General features: G+C 69.5%; 1 protein-coding gene. It reads left to right on the forward strand.

Going from position 1 to position 548, the window contains the following annotated elements:
* Positions 1-548 (forward strand): electron transfer flavoprotein subunit alpha/FixB family protein (locus PAN31108_RS26235; RefSeq protein WP_150671666.1); only part of this gene is annotated, 548 nt, incomplete at both ends.

Genomic DNA, 548 nt, shown 5'->3' on the forward strand with positions numbered 1-548 from the left:
CCGGCGACGGCGTACGGCAAGAACATCGCCCCGCGCGTGGCCGCGCTGCTGGACGTGGCGCAGATCTCGGACATCACGAAGGTCGACAGCGCGGCGGCGGATCGCGACGTGTTCGAGCGTCCGATCTACGCGGGTAACGCAATTGCGACGGTGCAGAGCACGGACAAGGTGAAGGTGATCACGGTGCGCGCGACGGGTTTCGATCCGGCGGCCGCCACGGGGGGCAGCGCTGCGGTGGAAGCCGTGGCCGCTACGCCGGATGCGGGGGTGTCGCAGTTCGTTGGCCGTGAGGTGACGAAGCTGGACCGTCCGGAGCTGACCTCGGCGAAGATCATCGTCTCGGGCGGTCGCGGTCTGGGCAGCGGTGAGAACTACACGAAGGTGCTGGAGCCGCTGGCGGACAAGCTGGGCGCGGCGCTGGGTGCCTCGCGTGCGGCGGTGGACGCGGGCTACGTGCCCAACGACTACCAGGTCGGGCAGACGGGCAAGATCGTGGCGCCGCAGTTGTACGTGGCGGTGGGGATCTCGGGGGCGATTCAGCACCTGGC

Source organism: Pandoraea anhela, assembly GCF_902459655.1.
In the GTDB taxonomy this organism is placed as follows: domain Bacteria; phylum Pseudomonadota; class Gammaproteobacteria; order Burkholderiales; family Burkholderiaceae; genus Pandoraea; species Pandoraea anhela.